The sequence below is a fragment of the Actinoplanes sp. URMC 104 genome, from assembly GCF_051386375.1.
Lineage (GTDB): Bacteria > Actinomycetota > Actinomycetes > Mycobacteriales > Micromonosporaceae > Actinoplanes.
On the sequence record NZ_JBPQTO010000004.1, the window covers coordinates 1,095,135 to 1,118,926 of the forward strand.

At 71.9% G+C, this 23,792-nt stretch carries 26 protein-coding genes and 1 tRNA gene; 14 read left to right on the top strand and 13 right to left on the bottom strand.

Features of this window, described 5'->3' with window-relative positions:
- Positions 1-37 precede the first annotated feature (37 nt).
- The 6 genes from ACSNN8_RS18950 (at position 38) to ACSNN8_RS18975 (ending at position 6,360) form a co-directional block, all read left to right on the top strand.
- Complete coding sequence (locus ACSNN8_RS18950; RefSeq protein ID WP_436650529.1) at positions 38-523, top strand: TspO/MBR family protein; 486 nt, start codon at positions 38-40, stop codon at positions 521-523.
- Positions 524-620: 97 nt separating this feature from the next.
- Complete coding sequence (locus ACSNN8_RS18955) at positions 621-2,372, top strand: YncE family protein (RefSeq protein ID WP_436650530.1); 1,752 nt, start codon at positions 621-623, stop codon at positions 2,370-2,372.
- A complete protein-coding gene (locus tag ACSNN8_RS18960) occupies positions 2,369-2,827 on the top strand; it encodes a sigma factor (RefSeq protein ID WP_436650531.1) in 459 nt (152 codons plus the stop codon). Before ACSNN8_RS18955 ends, ACSNN8_RS18960 begins: the two co-directional genes overlap by 4 nt.
- Positions 2,824-3,507, top strand: coding sequence for an anti-sigma factor family protein (locus ACSNN8_RS18965; RefSeq protein ID WP_436650532.1), 684 nt, complete (start codon positions 2,824-2,826; stop codon positions 3,505-3,507). Before ACSNN8_RS18960 ends, ACSNN8_RS18965 begins: the two co-directional genes overlap by 4 nt.
- A 72-nt stretch (positions 3,508-3,579) precedes the next feature.
- Positions 3,580-4,671: a hypothetical protein gene (locus tag ACSNN8_RS18970; RefSeq protein WP_436650534.1), complete on the top strand. Its 1,092-nt coding sequence runs from the start codon at positions 3,580-3,582 to the stop codon at positions 4,669-4,671.
- Between the two features lie 105 nt (positions 4,672-4,776).
- Positions 4,777-6,360 carry a hypothetical protein gene (locus ACSNN8_RS18975; RefSeq protein ID WP_436650535.1) on the top strand — a complete coding sequence of 528 codons (1,584 nt, stop codon included), beginning with the start codon at positions 4,777-4,779 and terminating at the stop codon, positions 6,358-6,360.
- Between the two features lie 18 nt (positions 6,361-6,378).
- On the opposite strand, the gene ACSNN8_RS18980 is transcribed toward ACSNN8_RS18975, so the two are convergent.
- The 6 genes from ACSNN8_RS18980 to ACSNN8_RS19005 are packed head-to-tail and all read right to left on the bottom strand — an operon-like array spanning position 6,379 to position 10,497.
- Complete coding sequence (locus ACSNN8_RS18980) at positions 6,379-7,533, bottom strand: hypothetical protein (RefSeq protein WP_436650536.1); 1,155 nt, start codon at positions 7,531-7,533, stop codon at positions 6,379-6,381.
- Entirely contained in the window at positions 7,530-8,069 is a 540-nt protein-coding gene (locus ACSNN8_RS18985) for a SigE family RNA polymerase sigma factor (RefSeq protein ID WP_436650537.1), read from the bottom strand. The genes ACSNN8_RS18980 and ACSNN8_RS18985 overlap by 4 nt, the downstream gene beginning before the upstream one ends.
- 57 nt (positions 8,070-8,126) lie before the next feature.
- Complete coding sequence (locus tag ACSNN8_RS18990; protein ID WP_436650759.1) at positions 8,127-8,954, bottom strand: GDSL-type esterase/lipase family protein; 828 nt, start codon at positions 8,952-8,954, stop codon at positions 8,127-8,129.
- A 52-nt stretch (positions 8,955-9,006) separates the two neighbouring features.
- Positions 9,007-9,267, bottom strand: a complete 261-nt coding sequence (locus ACSNN8_RS18995) for a hypothetical protein (protein ID WP_436650538.1) — start codon at positions 9,265-9,267, stop codon at positions 9,007-9,009.
- Positions 9,242-10,060: a cytochrome c oxidase assembly protein gene (locus ACSNN8_RS19000; protein WP_436650539.1), complete on the bottom strand. Its 819-nt coding sequence runs from the start codon at positions 10,058-10,060 to the stop codon at positions 9,242-9,244. Before ACSNN8_RS19000 ends, ACSNN8_RS18995 begins: the two co-directional genes overlap by 26 nt.
- Complete coding sequence (locus ACSNN8_RS19005) at positions 10,057-10,497, bottom strand: DUF2243 domain-containing protein (RefSeq protein WP_436650540.1); 441 nt, start codon at positions 10,495-10,497, stop codon at positions 10,057-10,059. The genes ACSNN8_RS19000 and ACSNN8_RS19005 overlap by 4 nt, the downstream gene beginning before the upstream one ends.
- Before the next feature lie 217 nt (positions 10,498-10,714).
- Between ACSNN8_RS19005 and ACSNN8_RS19010 the strand changes: the two genes are divergently transcribed.
- Positions 10,715-11,158 (top strand): hypothetical protein, encoded by a 444-nt coding sequence (locus tag ACSNN8_RS19010; protein WP_436650541.1) that lies wholly within the window; start codon positions 10,715-10,717, stop codon positions 11,156-11,158.
- On the opposite strand, the gene efeB is transcribed toward ACSNN8_RS19010, so the two are convergent.
- Genes efeB through efeU form a run of 3 tightly spaced genes read right to left on the bottom strand, consistent with a single transcriptional unit; the run spans position 11,151 to position 14,373 of the window.
- A complete protein-coding gene (gene efeB / locus ACSNN8_RS19015) occupies positions 11,151-12,398 on the bottom strand; it encodes an iron uptake transporter deferrochelatase/peroxidase subunit (protein WP_436650542.1) in 1,248 nt (415 codons plus the stop codon). The two genes, ACSNN8_RS19010 and efeB, sit on opposite strands and share 8 nt — an antisense overlap.
- A 2-nt stretch (positions 12,399-12,400) precedes the next feature.
- The gene (gene efeO / locus ACSNN8_RS19020; RefSeq protein ID WP_436650543.1) at positions 12,401-13,531 is read right to left on the bottom strand and encodes an iron uptake system protein EfeO; all 1,131 of its coding nucleotides are present in this window, start codon (positions 13,529-13,531) and stop codon (positions 12,401-12,403) included.
- Between the two features lie 8 nt (positions 13,532-13,539).
- Positions 13,540-14,373 (bottom strand): iron uptake transporter permease EfeU, encoded by an 834-nt coding sequence (gene efeU / locus ACSNN8_RS19025; protein ID WP_436650544.1) that lies wholly within the window; start codon positions 14,371-14,373, stop codon positions 13,540-13,542.
- Positions 14,374-14,482: 109 nt separating this feature from the next.
- Between efeU and ACSNN8_RS19030 the strand changes: the two genes are divergently transcribed.
- Positions 14,483-15,409, top strand: a complete 927-nt coding sequence (locus ACSNN8_RS19030; RefSeq protein ID WP_436650545.1) for a M56 family metallopeptidase — start codon at positions 14,483-14,485, stop codon at positions 15,407-15,409.
- On the opposite strand, the gene ACSNN8_RS19035 is transcribed toward ACSNN8_RS19030, so the two are convergent.
- Positions 15,406-15,783, bottom strand: coding sequence for a BlaI/MecI/CopY family transcriptional regulator (locus ACSNN8_RS19035; protein WP_436650546.1), 378 nt, complete (start codon positions 15,781-15,783; stop codon positions 15,406-15,408). The two genes, ACSNN8_RS19030 and ACSNN8_RS19035, sit on opposite strands and share 4 nt — an antisense overlap.
- A gap of 223 nt (positions 15,784-16,006) precedes the next feature.
- Between ACSNN8_RS19035 and ACSNN8_RS19040 the strand changes: the two genes are divergently transcribed.
- On the top strand, positions 16,007-16,675 hold the full coding sequence (locus ACSNN8_RS19040) for a GAF domain-containing protein (RefSeq protein WP_436650547.1): 669 nt from the start codon (positions 16,007-16,009) through the stop codon (positions 16,673-16,675).
- Between the two features lie 17 nt (positions 16,676-16,692).
- Here ACSNN8_RS19040 and ACSNN8_RS19045 read toward each other — a convergent pair.
- Positions 16,693-16,768, bottom strand: a tRNA-Lys gene (locus tag ACSNN8_RS19045).
- 144 nt (positions 16,769-16,912) lie between these two features.
- Between ACSNN8_RS19045 and ACSNN8_RS19050 the strand changes: the two genes are divergently transcribed.
- The 5 genes from ACSNN8_RS19050 (at position 16,913) to ACSNN8_RS19070 (ending at position 22,407) form a co-directional block, all read left to right on the top strand.
- Positions 16,913-18,151 carry an Ig-like domain-containing protein gene (locus tag ACSNN8_RS19050; RefSeq protein ID WP_436650548.1) on the top strand — a complete coding sequence of 413 codons (1,239 nt, stop codon included), beginning with the start codon at positions 16,913-16,915 and terminating at the stop codon, positions 18,149-18,151.
- Between the two features lie 125 nt (positions 18,152-18,276).
- On the top strand, positions 18,277-19,491 hold the full coding sequence (locus ACSNN8_RS19055) for an Ig-like domain-containing protein (RefSeq protein WP_436650549.1): 1,215 nt from the start codon (positions 18,277-18,279) through the stop codon (positions 19,489-19,491).
- A gap of 102 nt (positions 19,492-19,593) precedes the next feature.
- Entirely contained in the window at positions 19,594-19,980 is a 387-nt protein-coding gene (locus tag ACSNN8_RS19060; protein WP_436650550.1) for a hypothetical protein, read from the top strand.
- 186 nt (positions 19,981-20,166) lie between these two features.
- Positions 20,167-21,039 carry an MHYT domain-containing protein gene (locus tag ACSNN8_RS19065; protein ID WP_436650551.1) on the top strand — a complete coding sequence of 291 codons (873 nt, stop codon included), beginning with the start codon at positions 20,167-20,169 and terminating at the stop codon, positions 21,037-21,039.
- 345 nt (positions 21,040-21,384) lie between these two features.
- Positions 21,385-22,407 carry a 3-oxoacyl-ACP synthase III family protein gene (locus ACSNN8_RS19070; protein ID WP_436650552.1) on the top strand — a complete coding sequence of 341 codons (1,023 nt, stop codon included), beginning with the start codon at positions 21,385-21,387 and terminating at the stop codon, positions 22,405-22,407.
- Here ACSNN8_RS19070 and ACSNN8_RS19075 read toward each other — a convergent pair.
- Both ACSNN8_RS19075 and ACSNN8_RS19080 read right to left on the bottom strand, forming a co-directional pair.
- Entirely contained in the window at positions 22,370-22,717 is a 348-nt protein-coding gene (locus ACSNN8_RS19075; protein WP_436650553.1) for a PRC-barrel domain-containing protein, read from the bottom strand. The genes ACSNN8_RS19070 and ACSNN8_RS19075 overlap by 38 nt on opposite strands.
- Positions 22,718-22,747: 30 nt before the next feature.
- Positions 22,748-23,185 carry a response regulator gene (locus ACSNN8_RS19080; protein WP_436650554.1) on the bottom strand — a complete coding sequence of 146 codons (438 nt, stop codon included), beginning with the start codon at positions 23,183-23,185 and terminating at the stop codon, positions 22,748-22,750.
- Positions 23,186-23,792 lie beyond the last annotated feature (607 nt).

A 23,792-nucleotide genomic window follows, 5' to 3' on the forward strand; every position in this document is an offset into this window, starting at 1 on the left:
TCCGTTTCATCCCGCCCGGCGCGGGCATTGCGCCCGTATGAGCCAGGCCGCCGTGCACACGCGCCCGCACACCCGGCTCGCGCTGGCGGGGTTCGGCGCGGCCGTTTTCGTGGCGGCCGCGATCGGCGGGCTCGGAGTGGCCGGCACCAGCGCCGAGTACAACGGCCTGCGACAGCCCTCGTGGGCGCCGCCGTCGGCGGTGTTCGGGCCGGTCTGGACCGTGCTCTACGTGATGATCGCGCTGGCCGGGTGGCTGGCCTGGCGGCGCGTGGGGTTCACGGTGCCGCTGTGGCTGTGGACGGCGCAGCTCGTGCTCAACGCGATCTGGACGCCGCTGTTCTTCGGCGCCGGTCAGTACGGGCTGGCCTTCGCGGACATCGCGGTGTTGTGGCTGCTCATCGGCGCGACCGTGGTCGCCTTCCGGCGTGTGCGGCGGCCGGCCGCGGTGCTGCTGCTGCCGTACTGGGCCTGGGTCACGTACGCCTCCGCGCTCAACCTGAGCATCTGGCAGCTCAACACGTGAGCGTGCCAACTTGGGTCCGCAGACCTTCCTAAGTGGCCCGATGTCACCGCATGATGATCGCGGGGACACTATGAGTGAAACTGGGCTACCGCAGAGTGTGTTGACCGAGATCGGCAGTCCGATCCGGGAGTCTCGGCTGACCGCGGTCGACGAGCTCGCCCGGATGGCGTGGGGCGCCGACCTCGCCATGGCCGCCGCCGCACGGCGCGCCCTCCAGCAGCTCATGGAGGACGACAGCCGCAGCGTCTCGGCCGCCGCAGCCGCGGCCCTGGAGCGTACGGCCGTGCGCGTCGACCCGGACCGCATCGACTTCGGCGTGGTCGCCGCCGAGACCCCGCGGCTGGTCGCCGACGTGCGCGTCGACGGGCCGCCGCTGGCCGTCGCGGGCGCCACGGTCACCGTCTCGGGTCCGGGGCTGCGCGCGATGATCCACGACCGCACGCTGCGGATCATGTGGCTGCCGCGCTCCGACTGGCTGGACGGCTCGGTCACCGTCCGCGGCCCGGCCGGCTGGGCCGACGTGCGGGTCACCGGCCAGGTGGCGGAGGCCTCGGTCCCGTTCGCCACGTCGGCGGCCGCGACCGTTTCCGACCAGACCCGGGCGTACGGGACCTCGCGCGGCGCCGAGCCCGAGGGCATGCGGACGTACGACGGGGGCATGGTCGCCGGTGGCTACGGCCCCGCCCGCGTCACCGTGCTGCCCGCGCCTCCTCCGCCCGCGCGCCGCCAGCTCGGCACCACGGTGCTCGTCGCGATCCTGACCACGCTGGTCGTGCTCGGCGGCGCGGGCGTCGCGATGGCCGTGCTCAACGACGGCGGCGGCGCCGACACGCCGCTGGTCGCCGCGCCCACCCAGCCCGTTCCGGCGCAGCCGACGGCGTCGGTCCAGGCCGCCGACCCCACGCCGCAGGTCACGCGGGTCCCGCTCGCCGCGCGGGTCCGCAGCCTCGCCAGCCCCGCCGTGATCGGCACGATCCGCGTCGGCGCCGAGCCCGAGGGCGTGGTGGTCTCGCCCGACGGCCGCACGGTGTACGTGGCCAATCAGGGCAGCCGCATCCTGTCGGTCGTGGACGCCGCCACCCGCAAGGTCACGCCGGTGCAGCTGCGCAACAAGCCGCGGTTCGTGACCACCTCGCGCGACGGCAACACGGTGTTCGTCTCGATGTACGAGGACGACAAGCACACCGGCAGCGGCGTCGCGGTGGTCGACGCCCGCAGCCGCAAGGTCGTGCGCTACCTCGACACCGGCCACATGCCGTACACACTGGCCGTCGCGCCCGACAACCGGCTCTGGGTGCCGATCCACAGCGACGGCCGGCTCGAGATCTTCAGCCCCGGCACGCTGCGGATGGAGGCCGAGCTGCCGGTGCGGCCCAACCCGCACGCCGTGGGCTTCGCCGGCGACCAGATGCGCGCGTTCACCGCCAACCACGAGTCCAACGCGGTGTCGGTGATCGACATGCGCACCAACAAGGTGATCGAGAGCATCGCGGTGTCCAAGGCGCCGCACAGCATCGCGGTCTCGCCGGAGGGGCGGATGGCGCTGGTGGCGGGTTACGAGGCCGACACCGCCAACCTCATCGACGCGGTCACGCTCAAGCGCACCGGGCCGTTCAAGGTGGGCCGCGACCCGCAGAGCGTGGCGTTCTCGGCCGACAGCCGGTACGGGTACGTGGTCAACGAGGGCAGCGGCACGGTGTCGGTGCTCGACGGGCGTACGGGGGCGGTCACCGCCACGGTCCGGGTGGGCGCGAGCCCGCGGACGGTCGGGGTGTCGCCCGACGGCCGGTTGGCGTACGTGTCCAACGGCGGCGACGACACGATCTCCGTGCTGCGGGTGGGGGAGTGAGCCGGCGCGAGGGCGGTGCCGGTGAGGTGCTGGTCCGGCGGCTGTTCGCCGAGCACGGCGCTGCCCTTCTGGCGTATGCGACGAGGCTGACCGGCGACCGTGCGCCGGCCGAGGAGGTCGTCCGCGAGACGCTGGTGCGGGCCTGGTCGGAGCCGGCCGCGCTGAGCGGGGAGCGGGGTGCCGTACGCGCGTATCTGTTCGCGATCGTGCGGGGGGTGGCGGCGTCGCGCGGGCGTGCCGTGCCCGACGGGCCGATGGAGATGCTCGCCGCGATGGGCGCGATTCCGGCCGAACACCGCGAGGTGTTGAACCAGTTGTACTTCCAGGGTCGTGACGTCAAGGAGGCGGCGGCGTCGCTCGGCCTACCGGCCGAGACCGTGAAGTCCCGCAGTTACCAGGCGTTGCGCCGGCTGCGGGAGGCGCTCGCCGGTGAGCCGATGGGAGCGGCCGGATGAGCGGTCACCAGACCGAGCAGCTCGGGGCGTACGCCCTGGGTGTCCTCGACGACGACGAGTGGGCCGCGGTGCACGCCCACGTCGAGGACTGCCCGCAGTGCCGGCGCGAGGTCGGCGACCTGCGCGCTCTGGAGGAACGGCTCGGCGAGATCCCGCCGGAGGCGTTCCTGGAGGGCCCGCCGCCAGACGGCGACGTGCTGCTGCACAGGACCCTGCGCCAGGTGCGCGAGGAGCGGCGCGGGGAGAGCCGGCGGCGTGGTGCGCTGTGGACGCTCGCGGCGGTGGCGGCCGCGCTGATCGCCGTCGCGGCAGGCCTGTTCCTCGGCCGGTCCACCGCCTCCACCGAGCAGCTCGCCGGGCCGCCCGCGGCGGTGAACCCGCAGACGCTGACGGCAGCCGACGCGGCCACCGGCACGTCGGTAAACGTCACGGTGACGCCCGCGGCCGGCTGGGTCCGGCTGCGTGCCACAGTTGCCGGGATTCCCGCCGGCTCGCAGTGCCGGCTCTACGTCGTGGCCCGCGACGGCTCGCGCGAGTTCGCCGGAAGCTGGCTGGTCAGCGACGATGTGGCGGCCGACGGCACCACCGTGGACGGCAGCGCGCTGGTGGCTCCGGCGGACGTCTCGGCGGTGCAGGTCGAGACGTATGCGGGACAAGTTCTCGCAACCGCCACTATCTAACAAACCGCCCGGCGCATATCATCGGATCGTGATTGCTCGATCGACCCAGCGTCACGGAACCTGGCTGGCGCGATGACTGGCGCGGGCTGGTTCGCGCTGGCGATCACCGTCTTCGGGTCGCTCTGCTACGCGACCGCCTCGATCCTGCAGGGCGTGAGCGCCCGCCGCAGCGTCGGCACCGCGCAGACCATGGCCCATCCCCTCTACCTGGCCGGCATCTTCTTCGACATGCTCGCCTGGGTCGGCGCGATCGTCGCGTTGCAGACGCTGGCCGTCTACGTCGTCGAGTCGATCCTCGCGGGCTCCCTGGCCCTCACCGTCATCGGCGCCCGCGTCGTGCTCGGCTCCCGCCTGCGCCGCCGCGACGCCGTGGCGGTCCTGGTGACCATCGCTTCGCTGACGTTCCTGGCCTTCTCGGCCGGCGCGCAGGACGAGGTGCACACCTCCGACGAGCTGCGCTTCGCCCTCTGCGGCGCCGCCGCCGCGATGGTGCTGGTCGGCTATGGCGCCACCAAGGTCAACGCCCCCGGCGGCGTCCTCGCGGCCTGCGCCGGCCTCTCCCTGGGCGGCGCCGCCCTGGTCGGCCGCTCCCTGCCGCTGCCCGAGTCCGCCGGCGCCGCCGAGACCGCGCTGGCGCTGGTCACCGAGCCCATGACCGCGGCTTTGCTGGTCTTCGCCGGCACTGGCATGACCCTGTACGCCAGTGCCCTGCAGCACGGCGACGTCGGCCCGGTCACCGCCATCCACTGGACCGCCGAGGTGATGGCCCCGTCGGTCGTCGCCGTGGTGTTCCTCGGCGACACCGTCCGCGAGGGCTGGCTGCTCCCCGCCGGCGTGGCCTGCGCCCTCACCGTCGGCGCCGCCGTCGTGCTGGCCACCGCCCCCGCCACCCACGCCACCCACGTCGAGGCCCCCGAGGAGGAGGCCGTTCCCGCCGGCCCGTCCGCCCTGGCCCCGCAGCCGCCGCGGCCCGCGCTGGGAGCCCCGCCCCTGCCGGTGCTGCCCGAGCCGTCCGGCGAGCGCGTCATCTGGTGGGGCCCACCCCCCATCTGGCGTCCCCCGGACCGCGGGCGCCCGGTCGAGCCCACCTACCGCGCCTTGGCGCTGCCCGCGGCCGCCGCGCCCCGCTTCGTCTGGGCCGCACCACCCGCGCGCCGCCGCTGAGCCCGGACTGCGGCGGCAACGGGGACGAGAAGGGGACGACACCGTACCGTCGTCTATGGCATGATCGCGGCTCCGCACCCCCGTCCGATCGCCGCAGGGATCACCATGCTCTCTCTCGTCAAGCGTGCCCGCCTCGGCCGCGTGCTGGCCCTCGCCGTGGTCCCAGCGCTGCTGCTGGGCGTGGGCGGCGCCGCCGTGGCAGCCACCCACACCCTCACCGTCACCGTGCTGAACCGCAACGGCGCCAAGGTCAAGGCGGGGTTGCAGCTGATCGACGTCACGACCGGCGCGAACTACTCGGCGAGCTCCGGCGCCGCCAAGAAGCTGCCCAAGGGCACGTACGCCGTCCTGACCTCGGTGACCACCGGCAACACGATCACGTTGTCCGGCAAGGCCGCGAAGGTGTCCGGCTCGACCAAGCTGACGATCGACGCCCGGCAGGGCAAGGGGGTCGGGCTCGCGCTGAGCCCCGCCCCGACGGGCCTCGAGCGCTCCATCACCATGCGCATCTGCGCCAAGGCCAGCGCGAGCACCGGCGTGGAAGCGTCCGCCTTCCCTGGCACGAAGCTGTACATCGTCCCGTTCGCCTCGAAGTACCTCGGGTTCGCGGCGCTCGGTTCGTGGACCGACCACTCCGGCACCTCCACCGGCTACGCGGTGCTGCACCAGGCCAACGGCGTGCCGGGCGGTCTGGGCCGGACGTTCAGCCGCAGCCAGCTGGCCACGGTGAAGGTGGTGCAGAAGCGCGGCCCGGCCGGCTCGATCTACTCCGACCTGGCGATGCAGGCGATCACCGGCGGGTGCGGCAACGACCTGTACGCCGGGCTGGGCGGCACCGACCGGCCGACCGCCACCAACGTCCTGGTCTCGCCCGGCACGTGGCACGTCCGGGTCGAGTCGTCGGCGGCCACCAAGTCCGGCCAGACCTACAACATCGGCGGCTACTTCGCCAAGCGCACGGTCAGCGCCGGGAAGTCGTACCAGCTGAACTTCTTCAACTCGGCCTGGGGCCCCAGCGCGCAGCTGCCGGTCACGATCCGCGGCCGGATCATGTTCGGGCTCAACGAGATGTTCGCCGACCCGGGATACCCCCGCGACGGCTCGGTCGAGGGCGGCGACAAGGCCCTGGCGACCCTCCAGTTCGGCGGGAAGACGGTCACCACCAAGCAGGACAAGGGCTGGGAACCGGACCTGACCCACATGTACTACACGGTCAAGAAGGCCGGCTGGTACACGCTCACCAACACCGCCACCCGCTACTACCCGGAGATCACCTATCCGTCCGGGATGCTGTCCACGACCAGCCGGGTGACGTACCGCTTCCAGAGCAAGCCGAACGCCAGCGCGCTGGCCGGGGTCTACTCCGTGCACCTGCTGCCCACCGGCCTCAGCCTGACCAACAGGGCCAAGGCCGGTAGCAGGACCAAGGTCGCCATCAGGTTGCTCCGGGGCGCGGTCGACCCGGACGCCAAGCGCGGCACCGACCCGAAGCTGAGCAGGATGACCGCGCAGATGTCCCCCGACAGCGGCAAGACGTGGCGCGCCGTGCCGGTCTCGAAGGTCGGCGGCACCTGGTACGCGACCGTCCCCAACCCGAAGACCAGCGCCGTGGCCCTGAAGGTCCGCGCCACGGTCGCCGGCGGCGCCTACACCGAGGTCACCGTCTTCCGGGCGTACGGCATCGGCTGATCCGACCTCCGGCCCGGCTCAGCACTGCCAGGCGCGGGCTCCGACGGTGCCGTTGTCGTCCACTGTCTGCACGTGGCCGACGACCAGGCCGGTGTCGGAGACACCCCGGGCGGTGGCGAGCTGGCCGCGCGGAGCGGGCAGGGTGACGGGCTTCGTGTCGCGGAACAGCTTGCCGGCGGCGAGGATCCAGCCGCTGCTGTTGACGCCGTCGCCGGGACCGTCGGCGGTCAGGCGGGTGTACTTGCCGGTCGTCAGGTTCCAGCGGACGGGGGAGCCGTCGCCGCCGGCGGGCCAGACGCCGCCGGTGGCCCAGGTGCCGGCGGCGGCGTACGCCACGGAACCCGAGCCGGCCGGGGACTGCAGCCGCCGGCCGTTGCCGTGCTCGTCCCACGCGTACGGGACCCGGGCCATGCCGTCCTCGTAGATGCCGCCCACGATCGTGCCGTCGTCGGTGATGTCGTAGACGTGAGCGCCCGCGGGCAGGGGCAGCTTGACCGCGGCCGGGGCGCCCGCCTTCCAGAGCAGCGCGATGACGCCCTCGCCGCCGGAGTTGCCCTGCGGCTCGGCGTTGATGACGATGTCGCCCGCGGCGTTCATGACCGGCACGGGATAGACGTGCCAGGAGCCTGTGGGCGTACGCATCCGGGTGTATTCGCCGTTCTCGTAGCGCACGACGTAGTCGCGGTTGCCCTCGCTGGCGAGCCCGGCCACCACGCCGCGGGCGTTCACCGAGCTCAGCTCGAGCGAGGGGGCGTCGGTGGGGAGAGCCTTGGGCACGCCGTCGGTCCACAGGATCGGGCGGAAGTTCTGGCCCTCGAACCAGTGCCCGATGACGTAGCGGCCGGTCGGGTCCACCCCGTCGGCGGCGGCGCCCTTGGCCCCGGTGGGAGCGCGCAGCGTCGTCGTGCGGCACTTGACGGCGGCGGGGGAGGCCGGGGACGACGAGGACGGCGCGGCCACGGGCGCCGGGGGCGCGGTGGGCGTTCCTCTCACGACGGCGGGCACCGCCACCAGAGCGCCGGTCGCGAGCGCCACCCCGCCCGCCGCCTGCCACGAGCGGCGGCGAAAGGAGCGGCGCCGGCCCGCGTCCACCAGCGCGTCCACCTCGAGCCGGCTCGGCGGCGGGGTGATGGCCTCGAGCCTGTCCCGCAGCTGCTGTTCGTCCTCGTTCACGATCGTTTCCCCACTTCGTCCTTCGGAGCCGTGCGGACGGCCGGAACCGGATCGAGCGCCCCGCGCAGGTTCTGCAGGCCGCGGGCACACTGGCTCTTCACGTTGCCGGTCGAGCAGCCCAGCGCCTCGGCCGTCTGCTCGACGGTCAGGTCGCCGAAGTAGCGCAGCACCACCACGGCGCGCTGGCCCTTGGGCAGCGCGCGCAGGGCGGCGGCCAGCGCGTCCCGTTCGCCGAAGCCCTCGTCGGCCGCGGGCATCGCCTGGGCCGTGTCGGGCACGTGGTCGCCGAGCAGCACGCGCGACCACCGCCGGCGCCGCTCGTCGAGGTAGCGGCGGACCATGATGCGGTGCACGTACGCGTCGAGGTTGTCGGCCGCGGCCGCCCTGCGCCAGTGCACGTACAGCGCGGTGAGGGTGGCCTGCACGATGTCGTCGGCCTGGAAGCCGTCCGAGCAGAGCATGTACGCCATGCGGTGCAGGCGCGGCAGCCGCACCCGCACGTATTCGACGTACTCCTGTTCGTCCTGGGCCCGCATCCGTTCCTCCCCGTCCTTCTCGCCTGTATGTCGGCGCCGGAGGTGTGAGAGGTTGCGTTACTTCCAGGAATATGTCACGTCGGCGAGCTCCGCCTGGCCGCGGGCGTTGGGGTGGAAGTAGTCCACCTGGTTCACCAGGTCGAGGCTGAAGCTGGTCTCGTGCACGTCGTCGTCGAACCGGCAGCGGGAGCCGTACGCGTCGCAGGCCTGCGCGAGCTCGGCGTTGTAGTCGTCGATGCGCTCGCGCACCTGCCGGCGCTGCGCGTCGGTGGACGTCAGCATCGCGGGGCAGATGTCGAAGCGGTTCCAGGCCCGTACGGCGCGGTCGTCGTTGCGGCCGAGCTGCCAGAGGCGGTACAGGTCGGGAATGCTCGCCACCATCACGGTCGCCTTGGGCAGGCCCTTGCGGAGGCGGGTGAGCCCGCGGTCGATCTCGCGGCGGAACGTGGCGACCGAGGTCATCCCGGCGGGCGACGGGGCGCACGCGTCGTTCGCGCCGATGAGCACGGTGACGTACTGCGCCTTCATGTCGACGGCCTGCGCGGCCTGGGTGGCCAGGGCGCCGGCCTCGGCGCCGGGCCGGGCGAAGTTGCGCGCCCTGTTCCTGATCTTCGGGTTCTTGGCCAGGATGCGGCGGTAGTGGCTGTCCACGGCGTCGGCCGTGCCCGTCGACCACGAGTTGCGGCCACACACGACGTACGCCCCGCAGCTGCCGAAGCCGGCCGTGATCGAGTCGCCGAGCGCGGCCATCGAGGACGGATAGCCCTTCGCGGCCGGCCCGGTGGGCTCGGAGTCCGGGCCGCCCGCCCCGCCGGCCCCGGCCTCGCACGCCAGCGCGAAGACGGCGAGCGTGCCGAGGACGGCGAGATGCCAGCGGCGGACCATCGGGCCTCCCGAGTGACGGATTGCAATCACTCAGGCACGATATGTCATGCCGTCAGCTCTCCGTGCGGAAGAGTTCCCCGCGCGGCACCGAGAGGGTGACGGTGGCGGGCTCACCCTCGACGGACTCGGCGATCTGGTCGCCGGACGCGTAAACGTCGTTGGAGAGGAAGCCGGTGCCGTCGATGCGGAAGTAACCGGAGGCCTGCAGGCGCTCGGCGATGCCCGCGGCCACGTCGGGGCGCACGGTCGTGCCCGGCATCTGCACGGCGGTTACCTTGCCGACGTCCTCACCCGCCGAGTCGGCGACGGACATGCCCACGTTCACCCGGGCGATCGGCAACGGCTGCGTCGGAGTCTCTGGCTGCATGGTCCCTGAGTTCCCCGGCCGGGCCCGCGGAAACCAGCCGCCACGCCGGCCGGGCGCCCGCCGGCGCCGGGAACAGCTCGCGGAAGAACAGCACGATCACGGTCAGGTGCAGCAGGTCGCCGCCGTAGTACATGATCTGCGCGCCCGCCTCGGCGTCGGCCGCCGGCACCCCCGCGGGCGGGTGACCGAACAGGTGCTTGGCCAGGATGCCGTGCGCGGCGACGAAGGCGAGCAGCACCGTGCCGCGGGTGAGCGGCCCCGGCCGGTGCGGCGCCGGGTCGCGCCCGACGATCGACGCGGTGAACAGGTAGCCGGCCAGCAGCAGATGCGCCTGCACGAGCGGGTGCGCCATGGCGGCGTACAGGCTGGTCGTGGAAAGCAGCCACAGCCCGCCGGCGTCGAGCACGGCCGCGGTCACGGGATGGGTGAGGAACCGGACGGGACGCGTCCGCAGCACGCGCGCGACGCGACGGGCCGGGCGCACCGGCAGCGCCCGCAGCAGCAGGGTGACGGGCCGGCCGAGCACCAGCAGCAGCGGCGCGCCCATGCCCAGCAGCAGGTGCGCCGACATGTGCGCGCGGAAGTCGTGGTGGTGGCCGAACCCGGCCGCGGCCGCCGCGGCGAGACCGGCGTACCAGGCGAGTGCGCGCCCGGGCGGCCAGCCGGTGCCCCGGCGGCGCAGCCGGGCCGTCGCCGTCCCGTACGCGATGGCGGCGCCCAGCAGCAACGCCGTGATCAAGCCCGCACCGCCACGCGCGACCGGGCGAGCAGCGCCACCCCGGCGGCGATGAGCAGCGCGGCGATGATGTTCCAGGTCCAGTCGTACGCGGTGAGGTCCACGTCGTACCGGATCTGGTGCAGCCCCATGACCTTGTGCTGCACCGTGCCGTCGTACAGCTGGAAGACGCCGGCCATGGTGAGCAGGCCGCCCCACCACGTACGGGGATGGAAGTCGCCCCGGCGGCGCAGTGTGGACAGCAGGTACAGCGAGGCCACCGTGGCGAAGAAGCTGACGGCGTGGAAGAGCCCGTCCGAGATCAGCCCCACGGCCGGCGTCGACTTGTCGTAGAAGTGATGCCAGTGCAGCAGCTGGTGGAAGATGGTCTCGTCGGCGAACGCGGCGATCCCGAGACCCAGCAGCGCCCCGGACAGGATGTTGTTCGATCTCGATGTCACGGCCGGGCGCGTACCCGCGGAGATGGCGGGAAAACGGACCCGGTTGGAGCCCGTGCCGCCGGGTACGCCGAGGACACCGACGACTGCCCGGGCACTCGTCCGGTCTCCGACCTTCCTCCAGGGCAGGTGCGACGGCGTCCTCCCTCCCGGCCCGGGGACGCCGCCGCACCCCCTTCAGACGCACCGCACAGCCGACAATCGCGACTACGCTGACGGTGTGAACGAGGACGTCACCCAGCACAGCGATGACGCCGCCGAGAAGGCCCGCAACCGCCTCGCCGAGCTGCGCGAACGCCGCGCCGAGCTGGCGCAGCGCCGGCGCGAGGTCGAGGACCAGATCCGCGAGGGGCACGGATCGCCGGCCGGCCGGCTCGCGTCCGCCCGCGAGCACGTCGACCGGGCGCGCGAGGCCGCCGCGTCGGCCGCCGATCGCGCCGGCGACGCCGAGGAGTCGTCGGCCCTCGTCCACGAGCGCGCCGCGGCGCTGCACGAGCAGCTCGCCGACGAGGGCGTGGGCGACCCCGAGACCCACCGGCAGCGCGCCGCGGAGCATCGGCGGGCGGCGGCGGCCGACCGCGAGGGCGCGGAGCACGACCGGGCCGAGGCCGAACGCTTCCGTCAGCTGGCGGCCGGCGACGAGGAAGCGCCGGCGGTCAGCTGAACAGCGCCCGGCCCCAGAAGTCGTCGGGGCCGGTCAGGCCCGGCGGGCAGGCGAAGACGGCGCTGGAGACGTGCCGGATGTACTCGTTGAGGTCGTCGTTGGCGGCGAGGCTGCGTTGCACCGGGATGAACGCCGTCCGCGGGTCGCGCTGGTAGGCGATGAAGAACAGCCCGGCGTTGAGGCGGCCGAGGCCGTCGGAGCCGTCCACGAAGTTGTAGCCGCGGCGCAGCATCCGGGCGCCCTTGTTGGTGTCCGGGTGGGCCAGCCGCATGTGCGAGGTGGTGGCCACCAGCGGCTCGCCGTCGGCGCCGACCGCGGTCAGGTCGGGCTCGTCGAACTCGCCCTTCGCGCCCAGCGGCGCGCCGGTTCCCTTGGTGCGCCCGATGATCGCTTCCTGCTCGGCCAGCGAGCTGCGGTCCCACGTCTCGATCAGCATGCGGATCTTGCGGGTGACCAGGTACGAGCCGCCGGTCATCCAGTCGGGGCCGTCGCCGGGCTGCACCCAGAGGTGCTCGCGCAGCAGGTCGGTCTGCTCGGCCTTGAGGTTGCGGGTGCCGTCCTTGAAGCCGAACAGGTTGCGCGGCGTGGCCTGGCCGGCCGCGGTCGACGACGTGCGCCCGAAGCCCAGCTGCGACCAGCGGACGCTGACCGTGCCCATCCCGATGCGGGCGAGGTTGCGTACGGCGTGGACCGCCACCTGCGGATCGTCGGCGCAGGCCTGGATCGCGATGTCGCCGCCGGAGATGGCGTCCTCGAGCGCGTCGCCGGTGAAACGGGGGAGCGGCTCCAGCGCGGCGGGCCGCCGGTCGGCCAGAGCGAACCGGTCCTTGCGGAACAGGTCCGGGCCGAAGCCGATGGTGAGCGTGAGCGAGGAGGCGGACAGGCCGAGCGCCTCGCCGGTGTCGTCGGGCGGCGCCTCGGGCACACCGTCGACCGCGCCGATCTCGCCCGCGTCCCGGCCGGCGGTCATCCGCGCGGCCGCGGCCGTCCACTCCTTGAGCATGCGGACCAGCCGGTCGCGGTCCTTGGTGATGACGTCGAACGCGACGAAGTGCAGCCGGTCCTGCGCGGGCGTGACGATGCCGGCCTGGTGCTCGCCGGTGAACGCCACGCTGTCCGAGACCGCCTTGGCGGGCTGGTCGCGGGTCAGCGCGACGCCGCCCGCGATGCCGGCCGCGCCCGCGCCCAGGCCGGCGCCGGCGAGCGTGAGAGCCCGCCGGCGTGACACCCTCCACGCCATGGTCAGGCCTTCTTCGCGACGACCGCGGCGACCTTGCTGATCGGCTCCGCGAGCGCGTTGATGGCGTCCGACAGGGCCTTGAGGTCGGCCTGGGTGAGCTTGTTGTGCAGCTTCCAGCCGTCGCCCTCGCGGTGCTTCGTCAGCGCGGCGTCGACGTTGGCGAACTCGGTGTCCAGCGTCTTGACCAGCTCGGGGTCGCGCTCCTCGAGCACCGGGCGCAGCGACGCGATCGCGGCCTTCGAGCCCTCGACGTTGGCGTTGAAGTCCCACAGGTCGGTGTGCGAGTAGCGGTCCTCCTCGCCGGTGATCTTGCCGGAGGCGACCTCGTCGAGAAGGCCCTTGGCGCCGTTGGCGAGCTGCAGCGGGGACAGCTTCTCGGCGTTGGCCTTCTGCACGATCTCCTTGACGTCGGCCATCAGCTGGTCGGCGATCGGCCCGTCCTTGCTGATGTCGGGCTTGGCGGCCCACAGGTCCTTCTCGATGCGGTGGAAGCCGCCGAACTTCATGCCCTCCTCGGTGACCTCCTCGCGGCCGTCGATCCGCGGGTCGAGGTCGCCGAAGATCTCGGCCACCGGCTCGATGCGCTCCCAGTAGGTGCGCGCGATCGGGAACAGCGCCTTGGCCTCGTCGACCTTGCCGGCCTTGACCGCGGCCACGAACTCGGCGGTCCTGGTCTCCAGCGCGCTGGTCTGGCTCTTGACGTAGCGCGAGTAGCTGGTGGTGGCGTCGGCGAGCTTGGCGTCCTCGGTGAGCGCGGGCGCCGAGCCCGAGACGGTCAGCGCGCTCCGGATGCCCTTGCCGATCATGCCGGGCTTGCACGCCGTCTCGTACGTGCCGGCGGGCAGCTCGACGTGCAGGTTGCGCGACAGCCCGGGCGCGATGTTCTCCACCTCGGCCATCACGCGGTCGCCGGGGGCGTACACGTAGAACTCGGTGACCTTCTGCCCGCCGTTGGTGATGGCGAACACGCTCGTGCCGGCGTCCACCGTGGTCCGGCCGACCTCGCAGCTGGAGTCGGTGGCCTTGACCGCGATCGGGCCACCGGCGGCCTCGTCCGTGCTCGAATCGCCGGAGCCGCAGGCGGTCAGCGAGCAGACCGCCACGACGGCGAACAGAACGGGGGATTTGCGCACTGCGACTCCTATGACTGCACGGGAACGGCGGCCGGCTTCTTCGCGGCCGGTTTGAGGAACAGGAAGAGCACGGGTACGGCGTAGAGCACCCATGCCGTGACCTCGAGCACGGTGGCGGTCGGGGTGACGTTGAACATGCCGGTGAGCAGCGCGGTGTACCAGGCGTTCGGGTCCAGCGCGCCGCTGATGTCGTACGCGAGGGTGTTGAGGCCGGGCACGACGTCGGCCTCCTGCAGGTCGTGCACGCCGTACTTGAGGATGCCCGCGGCGACGAGGATGAGCAGCACGCCGGTCACCGTGAAGAAGACCGTCAGGTTGATGCGCACCGCGGTGGCGTACATCAGATAGCCGAGCAGGACGGCGGTGACGATGCCCCCGAGCAGCGCGTAGAGCGGGCCGCCGTTGATGCTCGCCCCCTGCACCGCGGAGTAGAAGATCAGCGAGGTCTCGAGCCCCTCGCGGACCACCGCGAGGAACGCCATCAGCGCCACCGCCAGCGAGCCGACGGCGAGGGCGTCGGTGAGCTTGCCGCGCAGCTCACCGGCGATCGAGCGGGCCGCCCGCCGCATCCAGAAGATCATCCAGGTGACGAAGACCACGGCCAGGATCGACGTGATCGCCTCGAAGAGCTCGCGGTGCTCGTACTTCTGCAGCAGCGTGGTCGAGGTGTAGCTGAGCAGCCAGCCGAACCCGACCGAGAGCACCACGGCGAGGCCGACGCCGGCCCAGACCTGCGGCAGCCGGTCCTTGCGACCGGCCTTGACCAGGAAGGCGATGACGATGCTGACCACCAGCGTGGCCTCGAGGCCCTCGCGCAGGCCGATGAGGTAGGTGGCGAGCATCGACGTCCTTTCCGGTAAGGCGTGCCTAACCTTGCTGCTACAGACTGTAGATTAGGGATGGCTTCCCTAACTGTCCAGGGGCCCGATCGGCCCGTGCGACACTCCAGGGATGTTCGACCACTTCGTTGTGTCGGTCGTGATCTGCCCGGTCGTCGTCGCCCTGACGGTCCGCTGGCTGGCGGGTCGCCTGCGCCCCGAGGCCGCGGTCACCTTCCTGGTCCGCTCGCTGGCGATCGCCGCCGCGGCGTGCCTGACGACGCTCGCCGCCTTCGCGGTCAAGGCGGTCGCCGAGCTGTCGGTGACGGGTTCGCTGTTCCACTTCTCCGACCGGGTCGTGCGCGCCGACACCGCGGCCGAGCCGTGGGTGTCCTGGCTCTCGGTGGCGCTGGCCGCCGCCGCGGTGACCGGCATCACGCGGGTCTGGCACGTGCACCGGCGCGACGTCGCGTACGCCCGCCGGTGGTCCGCTCTGCCGGCCCGCGACGGCCGCGTGGTCCTGCTCGACGACGACCGCGCCGAGGCGTTCGCGGTGCCCGGCGCCGACGGCCGGATCGTCGTGACCACCGGCATGCGCGCGGCCCTCGACGACGGCCAGTACGCCGCGCTGCTCGCCCACGAGCGGGCCCACCTCGAGCAGCGGCACCACCGCCTGGTGCTGATCGCCCGGCTGGCGGCCGCCGTCCACCCGGTCTTCCGCCTGCTCGACCGCCAGGTGGACCTGCTGGTCGAGTGCGCCGCCGACGAGCGCGCCGCCGCCGAGGTCCACGACCGCCGCACGGTCGCCCGGGCCATCGCCGCGGCCGCGCTCGTCGCGGGCGGCGCGCACGGTCCCGGCCACCTGCGGATGGCTCCCTCGTGGCGCGACCTGCGCCGCGCCGGCGTGGTCCCGCGCCGGGTCGCCGCCCTGGTCACCCCGCGCCGCGCGATGCCGCTGCTGCTGCTCGCGGTCCCGTTCGCGGTGGCCGTGTTCTCGGTCGTCTGGACCGGCGAGTGCGTGCTCGACCTCGGCGAGCTGCTCTACGCCGCGCGGCTCTAGCCGTCCTCGCCGAGCAGCCTGCGCAGCAGCTCCTCGTCGCCCGGGCGCAACTCGTCGACGAACCGGCGCAGCACCGTCGACCGGTCCGTGCCCGCGTCGAGCAGCGACCCCATCTTGCGCGCCACCACGGAGGCCACGTCGGTCAGCGGCGCGTACCGATAGGAGCGCCCGTCGCGGTAGCGGGCGAGCAGCCCCTTCTCGCACATGCGGGTCAGCACCGTCACCACCGTGCTGTACGACAGCGGAAAGGCCAGCCGCCCCATCACCTCGCGCGGCGGGAGCGGCCCGCCGGCGGCCGTCAGCACCCGGAGCAGCTCGGTCTCCAGCGCACCGGCAGGCCGGCGCCCGGAAGTCTCTTCCCCCTCGGCCGGCACCGTCGCAGCATAGCGAGATCACCCCAGCGCCCGGACCGCCCGGTGTGGACCGTCCGAGGGCGGCCCCGCCCGGGTGAACCGAGCTCGGGCAGCGCCCACCCCGAATCGTGGTGCGGGCCGGCGTGCCAATGTGGTCGCCGGGAGCGGTCGGGGAAGCGGCAGGCCGGGCCGGTTCGGGTAGCCTCAAAACGTCGGCACCTTGCTGTCGGCCGAGGTGGTGACCATGATGGATCGCTCCGGTGGCCCGGCGGCGTCCGCAGACGGTGACCTCAACCGGGTGCACCAGGGGCTGATCGACGCGGAGATGCGTGCCAGCCGCCGTGCCGTTCTCGCCGAGTTCCGTCATCGGTTGCGCACCGACCCGCAGACCCTCGTCGCCGGGGACTTCCTGGCCGTCGCCGACCGGTCCGTGGTGCGCACGGCGATCATCATCGCCGCCGGGTCGGTGGCCGACGCCCGTGACCTGCAGATCCCGGACCCGCGCACGGGCCTTCTGCGCATGGTCCGCTACCACGGGCTTCCGCCCGCGTTCCTGAGGTACTTCGCGGCCGTGAACGCTGCCGTGCCGTCGCCGTACGGCACCGCCCTGGCCACCGGTGAGCCTGTCCTGATCGACGACATCACCACCAGCGTGATCCTCGCCGGGCAGCCGACCCTGGACGTGATGCTCGCCGCCGGCATCCGCGCCCTGCACTCGTACCCGTTGCACGACAGGCGCGGTGCCCTGCTCGGGATGCTGACGTTGCACTACCGCACCGTCGGCCGTCGCCCCGGCCGGAAAAGCCTCGCCCGGGCCGCGACCCAGGCCTTGACCGAGGTCGAGGCGCAGGCGCCGGCGCCCGCCGAGGCTCGGAGCGGAGAAAAAGTCAGGGCCGTCCAGCCCGGGAGCTGAACGGCCCTGATGCAACCTGGTGCGCCGCGTAGGACTTGAACCTACAACCCGCGGATTAAGAGTCCGCTGCTCTGCCAATTGAGCTAGCGGCGCTCGTCGGCAACGGAGAAAACGTTAGCACGCCCCTCGACGATCTCCGAAATCGCCCCCGGGTGGCCCCGCGCTGCCCGGACGGAGGACTCGGCCCCTTGCATCCATGAGGCAAGATGTGCCGCGCAAACCTGAGAGGGGCTCAACATGCGGCGCACGTTGGTGGCAGTGGTGGCGATGGCGGTGATCACGCCGGTCGCGCTGGTGGCGTGCGGCAAGGACGACAAGCAGCCCTCGGCCTGGGTCGGCACGCCGTCCGCGAGCGCGAGCGCGGGCCCGTCCGCCACCGGCCGCGAGGAGTCGGCGACCGTCCCGATCGACCTGGCGGTCACGCCGGCAGCCGGCAAGACCGACGTCCCGGTCAGCGCCGAGATCGGCTTCAAGGTCGCCGGCGCCAAGGTCACTCAGGTCACGCTCAAGGACTCGAAGGGCGCCGCCGTCGCCGGCGCGCTGCGCGAGGACGGCACCGCGTGGGTGCCCGCCGCGCCGCTGAAGACCAAGCAGAAGTACGTGGCCAGCGTCGTCGCGACCACCGACAGCGGGCAGACCGCGACGAAGTCCACGACCTTCACCACGATGGGCAAGCCCGGCCGCAGGACCGGCACCGGCCTCTACCTGTTCGACGACAAGACGTACGGCGTGGCGATGCCCGTCGTCGTCGAGTTCAGCCCGGGCATCAAGAAGGCCAACCGCGCCGAGGTCGAGCGCCGGCTGTTCGTCACCACGTCGCCGGCCCAGCCGGGGGTCTGGTCGTGGACCAGCAACGGCACCCAGGCGTACTACCGGGGCCCGGAGTTCTGGAAGCCCGGCACCACGCTCAAGGTCCGTGTCGCCCTGGGCGGCCTGCCGACCGGCGGCGGACGCTACGGCGACCGGGACCGCAGCGCCACCGCGAAGATCGGCCGCAGGTTCGAGATGAAAGTCGACAACGCGTCCAAGAAGATGACCGTGCTGCAGGACGGCAAGACGATCAAGACGATGCCGGTCAGCCTCGGCAAGAAGAGCACGCCGTCGTCGAGCGGCACGATGGTGGTGATGGACAAGCTCGTCCACACGATCTTCGACACGACCGCCGAGCTCGGGCCGGAGGAGGGCTACCGCACGCCGATCGACTACGCCCAGCGCCTGACGTGGAGCGGGCAGTACATCCACGCGGCGTCGTGGTCGGTCGGCGACCAGGGCCGGCGCAACGTGTCGCACGGCTGCGTCAACGTGTCACCGTCCAACGCGCGCTGGCTCTTCGACCGCACCCTGGTGGGTGATCCGGTCACCGTCAAGGGCACCGGGAACGAGCTGGCGTACGGCAACGGGTGGACGCCGTGGGACAAGCCCTGGTCCGAGTACGTCAAGGGCAGCGCGCTGCCGGTGCCCGCGTCGCTCAAGTGACCAATGTGGCAGGTGGGCCGGAATCGGACACCCGCGTGAGTCAAGCGGCACGATTCCGGGATTGGTGACGCGGGAAGATAAAGGCAGTATTGGGCGCCGGGGAGAAACGACGCCGTGAGGGGATCATGAAGATCTGGGGATTCAAGAGGGCCGCGGTCGCGCTGGTCGCGACGAGCGCCCTGCTCACCTCGGCCTGCGGCGACGGCGACGACAAGTCGTCGGAGTGGCAGGGCGGCGCCGCCAAGCCCGGCAGCAGCGCCGCGGCGCCGGGCACGCCCGAGGCCCTGCCGAGCACGGTGTCGGTCGCCTCACCGGCCGCCGGCGCCAAGAACGTCGAGGCGATCAGCTCGATCAAATACACGACCGAGGACGCGCAGGGCACCACCGTCAAGGTGACCGACGCCGACGGCGACGAGGTCGAGGGCACGCTCGACAAGGACGCCAAGACGTTCACGCCCGCCAAGGCGCTGCCCTGGGGCACGAAGTTCACCGTGACCGTCACCGGCCCCGAGGCCGAGGGCAAGAACAACACCGCGACCAGCTCGTTCACGACGATGGCCAAGCCGTCGAAGCTGATCCGCGTCTCGAGCTTCATGGGCGACGGCCAGACGGTCGGCGTCGGCATGCCGCTGATCATCCGGTTCGGCCGCTCGATCCCCGAGAGCTACCGCGACGACGTCGAGCGCCGCATGAAGGTCACCGCCACCCCGGCGCAGGTGGGCACCTGGCACTGGACCAGCCCGACCGAGGTGCACTACCGCCCCAAGGTCTACTGGAAGGCACACTCGAAGGTCTTCTACAAGGTCGCGCTGCAGGGCGTCCCGCTGGGCAACGGCTACTACGGCCGCTCGGACCTCACCGTCGACCTCAAGATCGGTCGCTCGTTCGTCATGACGGTGTCGAACAAGACCAAGCAGATGACGGTCAAGCAGGACGGCAAGGTCATCAAGACCATCCCGGTGAGCCTGGGCAAGCCGAGCACCCCGTCCTCGAGCGGCACGATGGTCGTCATCGAGAAGAAGAAGCACACGATCTTCGACACCACCGATGAGCTCGGCCCCGACGAGGGTTACAAGACCCCGATCGACTTCGCGCAGCGGATCACGTGGAGCGGCCAGTTCATCCACGCCGCGCCCTGGTCCGAGGGCAAGCAGGGCCGCACGAACGTCTCGCACGGCTGTGTGAACGTCTCGGAGAAGATGGGCGCCTGGCTGTTCGACCGCACTCTCATGGGCGACCCGATCACGGTCACCGGCACCGAGGAGAAGCTGAAGAACGGCAACGGCTGGACCGACTGGAACGTGAGCTGGGAGGAGTACAAGAAGGGCTCCTACCTCTGAGCTGAGCGACGAGAGGCCCGGTCCGCGGTGGACCGGGCCTTTTTGCTGCCGTGCGCCGTGAGCCGCCCGTAATCTGGCGAAGTGCCGCGTTTCCTCGGATTGATGACGGCGGTTCTGCTGACCGCGGCCGGCTGTGGCGACGCCGCCGAGCCCGCCCCACCGCCGGCCGCGTCACCGCAAGCCTCGCCCGCGCCGTCCTCCCCGCCTCCGGTCGACGACCCGCCGGGCACGCTGACCTGCGCCGGGCTGTCCGCGGCGATCGCGGACGCGAGCCTGATGACGCCCGGGGTGGTCGACGCCATCGTGCGGGCCAGCGCCACCGCCGACGCCCCGGTGGCCGACGCCGCCCAGCGACTCGCGACCGCGTACGCCTCAGCGGTCGCCGCCGCCGGAACCGAGAACGAGCCCGACGCCGTGGCCGCCGTGGGCGCCGCCGCCTCGGACATGTCCAGTGTCTGTTCGGACAGCGGGCTGAAGACGGTCGGTTGATCACCTGAGGCGATCCGCGGAGTTCTAATCATCGACGGCCCTGACCTGCGGCTCGATGCCGTCCGACTCCGATTGTTCGACGGGCTGTGGCCGTTCCGTGACCCGACCATGGTCACAATCCCTTTCGGTCTCGACCGAGACTGCACCATGCATCCTTGCCGGCGGGGCACCTCAGAAGGAGAACCGATGGCTCAGATCCATCACTTCGACCATGGGTGGATCACTCCCACCGTCAGCTACGTGCTGTCCGTGCTCGGCTCGATGCTGGGTCTGACCTGCGCCGTACGGTACCGGTCCGCGAACGGCCGCGGCGAGCGCATCTGGTGGCTGGTGCTCGCGTCGGTGTCCATCGGCGGCACCGCGATCTGGAGCATGCACTTCGTCGCGATGATGGGCTTCAGCGTGGTGGGCACGCCGATCCGGTACGACGTGGGGCTCACCGTGGCCAGCGCGATCATCGCGGTGATCGCGGTCGGCATCGGCCTCACGATCGCCCTGCTCGGCAACGGAGCCCGCAACCTGCGCATCATCACCGGCGGCGTCGTGGCGGGCCTGGGCGTGGCGGCGATGCACTACACGGGCATGGCCGCGATGCGGCTGCACGGCGACGTCTCGTACGGGATGACCCGGGTCGGCCTCTCGATCGGCATCGCCGTCGTGGCCGCGGCGGTGGCGCTCTGGCTCGCCGTCACGGTGCGCCGCCCGCTCGTGATCTTCGCCGCCGCGCTGGTCATGGGCATCGCGGTCAACGGCATGCACTTCACCGGCATGACCGCCATGTCCGTGGACACGGATGCCACCACCGGCACGCTCCCCGGCGCCACCGCGACCGGCATGCTCGTGCCGATCGGGCTGGCCGTCGTCTTCGGCATCCTCGGCCTGGCGTACGCCCTGATGTCCGCTCCCACCGAGGAGGACCGCGCCGCCGCTGCCTACCTGGCGCAGCGCCGGGAGGAGGCGGCCGCCCGCATCCCGCGGCAGGCCGGGCCCGGCACCACGCTGAACGGCGGCGGGCTGAGCTCCGGCTCATGGACGTATCGGGACCGTTCGTCACATTGATCGTTGCGGCGCCTCGGTCATGGCGTCGGATGCAGGACAGAAGGGCCGGCCGCCGTGCCGGCCCTTCGTCGTGGGTGAACCTATGCCGAGTTGTGACGGAGCACTCCGTGCGTCCGATCACGCCCGGATTGTCGACGCAGAGTAATAACGATCTCCACGGAGCGAACGATGGCGGTCCCTTTCCGCCCCACTTGTTACCGCCGCGTTTCCTTCGTCGCAACGGGTGGGCCGATCGGGTGATCGCGGGCGTCCGCACGGCCGTACGATCTTGCCTGCCTGTCATAGCCTAAACCCGATAGCCTCTTTCGCGCAGAGGTGGGCGAGTTCGAATCGAGTGGGGGCAACATGAGCGTGGGCATCCTGGGTACCGGCTCGTATCTGCCGGCCGAGGTGGTCACCAACGACGATCTGGTGCGTCTTGTGCCGGATGCCGACCCCGAGTGGGTCAGCCGCAAGACGATGATCCAGGCGCGTCGTTTCGCCGCCCCGCACGAGGCCGCCTCCGACCTCGCGGCGCAGGCCGCGCGGGAGGCTCTCGACAACGCCGGCCTCGAGGCCTGCGACATCGACTACCTCATCGTCTCGACCTCCACCGGTGACTCTCCGCAACCACCGACGTCGACGCTGGTGCAGCACAAGATCGGCGCGAACCGGGCTGCCTGCTTCGACATCAACGTGGTCTGCGCGGGCTTCGTCTTCGGCGCCGCGCTCGCCAACAGCCTGGTCGCGATGAACCCGACCGCCAAGGTGCTGGTCATCGCGTCGGACATCTACTCGCGGATCCTCGACTTCGGCGACCGCCGCACGGCCGTGCTGTTCGGCGACGGCGCCGGCGCCGCGGTGGTGGGCAAGGTGGCAGACGGCTACGGCTTCGTCGACATGGAGCTGGTCTCGCGCGGCGAGGCGAGCGAGCTGATCCACGTGCCCGGCGGCGGCAGCCGGCTGCCCGCCTCCGCCGAGACGGTGGCCAACGGCGACCACTACTTCAAGATGAACGGCCGCGGCGTCCGCGAGTTCGTCAACAGCGGCGTGCCGCCGGCGTTCGAGGTGCTGCTCAAGCGCGCCGACATCGACGTCGACGACGTCACCCACTTCGTGCCGCACCAGGCCAACGGCGTCATGCTGGCCGAGCTGGTCGAGGCGGCGGGCCTGACCGCGGCCACGACCCACCTGACGCTCGACCGCTACGGCAACGTCGGCAGCGCCTCGGTGCCCGTCACCCTCGACGAGGCCAACCGCAAGGGCGCGCTGAAGGACGGCGACATCGTGCTGATGGCCGGCTTCGGCGGCGGCATGTCGGTCGGCGCGGCGCTGGTCCGCTGGGGTGGCACTAGCGCGGCTGCACGAGCCAGTTCCACGCACGCTTGAGCGTGTTCGCGAGGTTCTCGTCGGCCACCCGCGCCGACGGGTCCTCGCTGGGCTCCGGCAGATCGGCGGCCGACACGGTGATGAGCGCCCCGCGCTCGAAGAGGCCGCCGACCTGATCCGCGGGCGCGAACCGGTGCCCCTGCGGCGTGTCGATGATGAGGCCGTGGAAGACGTCCTGGTGGTCGTCGGCCAGCACGTGCTCGACCTCGCCGGCGCGCGCGCCCGACTGGTCGAAGACCGGCGTGCCGTCCTTGAGCACGAGGTAGGCGACCGGCGCGCCGAGGTCCTCGGGAGCTTCGTTCTCGGTCATGGCGCTACCCGTACCCCGGGGTGCGCGCGGCTATGCTTCCGGCTGCGTGGGCAGGGTCGCAACCTCGCGGTAGAACCGGTTGATCTGCCGTACGGTGCCTTCGAACTCGTCGAGGGTGAACGGCTTGGTCACGTACGCGTTGGCCCGGTGCTCATAGCTGGCGACGATGTCCGGCGCCGCGCCCGAGGTCGTGAGGATCACCACCGGTATCGCCTTGAGCTGGTCGTCGGACTTGATGGCCGCGAGCGTCTCGCGGCCGTCCATGCGCGGCATGTTGAGGTCGAGCAGGATCAGGTCGGGTCGCAGCGCCTGCGCGTAGTCGCCCTCGCCGCGCAGGTAGTCGAGCGCCTCACGGCCGTCGGCCACCCGGTCGACCACGGTCGACGCCTCCCCGCCCTCCAACGCCTCCGCAATCATGAGGGCGTCGGCGTCATCGTCGTCGACGACGAGGATCTGCAGGCTGCGCACGGTGGGCCCCTTTGGTTGCTGTGCCGCAAGCATAGGGGTAGTTGCTGAACCCAACTACGTCCGGGCACATGAATTTCCACCCGGCGCGTCCTCCTGGCCAACCCCTGGTCCCACCCGCCCCGACGCGAGGCGAAACCGCCCGGTTAAGACGCCCCGCCGATCGACCCGCACGAGCATTCCCTCCTCCTCCAGCCGCGTCAGCCAGGCCCTGATCCTCCTTCCGCCCCGCCTGCCGCGCGCCGCCCGCCTGCCGCTCGTTGCGCCGGCGTCTGCGGAACCCGCGAGCCGCGCGACGAGCGGCTCCGCCCGCGCTACTAAAGCGACTGCAGGCTGCATCCGCGGCTCACGGCCGGAGCGTTCCTGTCTGGCGCTGCATGCCGCATGCAGCGTCGCTGCCGGACCCTTGCCTTGAGCACCACTTCCCGGGCTCCGCGGCCAACTCGGCGCGCTCGCCCACGTCGATCTGCCGCGCGAGCCCACCAACCAAAGCTTCATGCATGCTGCATCCCCGCACTGGGGCGACCTTAAGGCGGGCGTATGCCGGGCGCGTGGGTGAGAGTCCGGCCGCGGGCATTATTCGCGGTTTATATCGCCTGGTGAGGCGCTA